General features: G+C 70.1%; 2 protein-coding genes and 1 pseudogene. All 3 read left to right on the top strand.

Going from position 1 to position 3,603, the window contains the following annotated elements; all coding sequences use genetic code 11:
• Positions 1-91 (top strand): annotated as a pseudogene (locus IEY95_RS51000) (alpha-glucosidase C-terminal domain-containing protein); the annotation flags it as partial.
• Between the two features lie 143 nt (positions 92-234).
• Complete coding sequence (locus IEY95_RS48405; protein WP_189192727.1) at positions 235-1,677, top strand: maltokinase N-terminal cap-like domain-containing protein; 1,443 nt, start codon at positions 235-237, stop codon at positions 1,675-1,677.
• Positions 1,678-1,722: 45 nt separating this feature from the next.
• Positions 1,723-3,603, top strand: a 1,881-nt coding sequence (gene glgB / locus IEY95_RS48400; protein ID WP_189192726.1) for a 1,4-alpha-glucan branching enzyme, incomplete at its 3' end; no start/stop codon positions are given.

The following is a 3,603-nucleotide window of genomic DNA, read 5'->3' as shown; positions in this document are numbered from 1 at the left end:
GCGATTCCCGGCCATCGGTGAGCTGCCCTACTTGCTCACCCTCGCAGGCCACGGCTTCTACTGGTTCCGACTGCGCAAGGACGCCGTCTAGAACCCGGACGGCGGGGCGGTTTCTCCCGCCCCGCCCTGGGCACGCATCACTAACACCCCGACTCCCCCCGGTCTCCGAATCTCCGGGTTTCCGGGTCGTCGGGTCTCTGGGTCCCTGGAACTCTGGGGAAAGGACGCGACGCCATGTCGGAAGCCGCAACCCACTCTTCCACGGTCGCCGTCGCACGCCCCGAACTGCTCGCGTCCCTCGATCCACTGCTGCGGGAGTGGCTGCCGCGGCAGCGGTGGTTCGCGGGCAAGGGGCGTCCGGTGACCGGATTCTCACTGGTGGGAGGGGTGGAACTCCTCCCACCCACAGCCAAGTTGGGCCTGCTCCACCTGCTCGTCCGCGCACATCAGCCGCTCACCCCCGCCCAGGGTGCCGCCCCGCACCCCGGGGACTGCTATCAGCTGCTGATCGGCGTGCGCGAGGCGCTGCCGCCGCGGCTCGCGCCCGCGCTGATCGGGCATCTGGAGGAGGGGCCGCTGGCCGGTCGCACGGTGTACGAGGCGCTGTACGACGCGCGCCCCGCCGGCGTACTCCTCGAAGCCCTGCGCACGCAGGCCCGCATCGGGGAGCTGCGCTTCGAGCGTGACCGGCGACAGGAGATCCGGGACGATCTGGTGCCGCGCCTGGTGACGTCGGAGCAGTCCAACTCGTCCATAGTCTACGGAGATACGTTCATCCTGAAGGTGTTGCGCCGGATCCTGCCGGGCAACAACCCGGACCTGGAGCTTCCGCTGATGCTGTCCCGGGAGGGCTGCGCCCGCGTACCGGCTCCGGCTGCGTGGATGATGGCGGACCTCGACGAGGAGACGTACGTACTCGGTGTGCTCCAGCCCTTCGTGCGGGGCGCCACGGACGGTTGGGAGCTGGCGCTGCGCGAGCTGGCCAAGGGGGAGGACTTCGGCGCCGTCGGCGACCTCAGCGGCTTCGGCGACCTCGGTGGCTTCGGTTCCGAGGCGCGGGCGCTGGGCCGTGCGACCGCCGAGGTGCACACGGCGCTCGCCCGCGCGCTGCCCACGGTCACGCTGGGCCACGTGCAGATGGGGCTGCTGGTCGACGGCATGACCGAGCGCCTGGAGGCGGCCGCACAGGCGGTGCCCGCGCTGCGTCCGTACGCTCCCGGGCTGCGGACCGCCTTCGAGGCGCTGGCCGACCTCGCCGCCGAGGGCCACACCTGGACCGCGCAGCGCATCCACGGCGATCTGCACCTCGGCCAGTGCCTGCGCTCGCCGTCCGGGGAATGGTCCCTCATCGACTTCGAGGGCGAGCCGTCGAAACCCCTCGCCGAACGCCGCATGCCACAACCCCCGGCGCGGGACATCGCGGGAATGCTCCGTTCCTTCGACTACGCGGCCCACTCGCACCGTCCTTCGGTGGCCGGCTGGGCCGACGCCTGCCGGGCCGCGTACTGCACCGGCTACGCCGAGGTCTCCGGCGCCGACCCGCGCGCCGACCCCTTACTGCTGCGCGCCTACGAAACGGACAAGGCGGTCTACGAAGTCCTGTACGAGGCCCGGCACCGGCCCGACTGGCTGCCGGTGCCGATGGCGGCGATACGCCGACTCGCCGCATCCCCCTGATCTGTCCCACCCTCTCCACCTCACCCTGCCGAGGAGGCCCTGCCCGTGACGCCCCGCCCTCCGTCCGACGACAGTCCGAAGAAGAACGGCACGAAGAAGTCGGCTGCCGCGAAGAAGACGGCGGTGAAGAAGGCCGCTGAGGGGAAGACGACGGCCAAGAAGGCCGCCGCCGGTAAGAAGGCCGCCGCCAGTAAGAAGGCTGCCGTGGGTAAGACGGCCGCAGTGAGTAGGAAAGCCGCCGTAGGCAAGAAGGCCGCCGCCGCCAAGAAGGTCGCCGGGAGCGGGGCTGCCGGCAAGAAGGCCACCGTGAGCACGGCCGCGAAGGTTTCGAAGAAGGCGCCGGAGCCTGCCGCCGACAGCGCTCCCGTCTTCGCCGGTGTCGACCCCGGTGACCGGGAGCGGCTGCTCAACGGCACGCATCACGATCCGCACGGAGTGCTGGGAGCCCATCCTGTGCCGGGTGGGGTGGCCTTCCGCGCCTTCCGCCCGTACGCACAGGCGGTGACCGTCGTAACGGACGACCTGCGCGCCGAGTTGCACGACGACGGGGACGGATTCTTCTCGGGACTGCTGCCACTGCGCGCGGTCCCGGCGTCATACCGGCTGGTCGTGGCGTACGAGGGGACGGTTCTGGAGACCGAGGACGCGTACCGCTTCCTGCCCGCGCTGGGCGAGTTCGATCTGCACCTGCTCGGCGAGGGCCGCCACGAGGAGTTGTGGCGGGCGCTCGGCGCGGAGCCGATGGTTCACCAGGGCGTGACCGGCACCCGCTTCACCGTGTGGGCGCCGAACGCGCGCGGAGTGCGCCTCGCCGGCACCTTCAACTTCTGGGACGGCACGGGATACCCGATGCGGTCGCTGGGCTCCTCCGGGGTGTGGGAGCTGTTCGTGCCCTCGATCGGCGAGGGCGAGCTGTACAAGTTCGAGATCACCCGCCCCGACGGGACGCGCACGCTGCGCGCCGACCCGATGGCCCGCCGCACCGAGGCTCCGCCGAACACCTCGTCGATCGTCCACGCGTCCCATCACGTGTGGCGGGACGCGGAGTGGATGTCCAGGAGGGGGCTGAGGCCGGCGCACGAAGCCCCGTTCTCCGTCTACGAGGTGCATCTGCCGTCCTGGCGGCCGGGGTTGACCTACCGCCAGTTGGCCGACCAACTCCCCGCCTACGTCTCCGACTTGGGCTTCACCCACGTGGAACTGATGCCGGTGGCCGAGCATCCCTTCGGCGGATCATGGGGCTACCAGGTCACCGGGTTCTACGCACCGACCGCCCGGCTGGGCACCCCGGACGACTTCAAACACCTGGTCGACGCACTGCACCGGGCCGGCATCGGCGTACTCATGGACTGGGTGCCCGCCCACTTCCCGCGCGACGACTGGGCACTGGCCGAGTTCGACGGACGCCCGCTGTACGAACACGAGGACCCGCTGCGGGCCGCACACCCCGACTGGGGCACCCTGGAATTCGACTACGGACGCCGCGAGGTACGCAACTTCCTGGTCGCCAACGCCGTGTACTGGTGCGAGGAATTCCACATCGACGGACTACGCGTGGACGCCGTCGCGTCCATGCTCTACCTCGACTACTCCCGCGAACCGGGCCAATGGCTCCCCAACGAACACGGCGGCCGGGAGAACCTCGACGCGGTCGCCTTCCTCCAGGAGATGAACGCCACCGTCTACCGCCGCAATCCCGGAGTGGTCACCATCGCCGAGGAGTCCACGGCATGGGACGGCGTCACCCGGGCCACCCACCACATCGGCCCCGGCGGCTTCGGAGGGCTGGGCTTCGGGCTGAAGTGGAACATGGGCTGGATGCACGACTCGCTGGACTACGTGGCCCATGAGCCCATCCACCGCAAGTACCACCACAACGAGATGACCTTCTCGATGGTGTACGCCTACAGCGAGAACTACGTCCTG

The organism is Streptomyces albiflavescens, assembly GCF_014645835.1.
Taxonomy (GTDB): domain Bacteria; phylum Actinomycetota; class Actinomycetes; order Streptomycetales; family Streptomycetaceae; genus Streptomyces; species Streptomyces albiflavescens.
The sequence above is the reverse complement of the archived record's forward strand: the minus strand, read 5'-3'. Positions and strand labels throughout refer to the sequence as shown.

Bases quoted from the DNA above. Each gene is read 5' to 3' on its own strand.
- IEY95_RS48405 (WP_189192727.1), top strand. From the start codon at position 235: ATGTCGGAAGCCGCAACCCACTCTTCCACGGTCGCCGTCGCACGCCCC.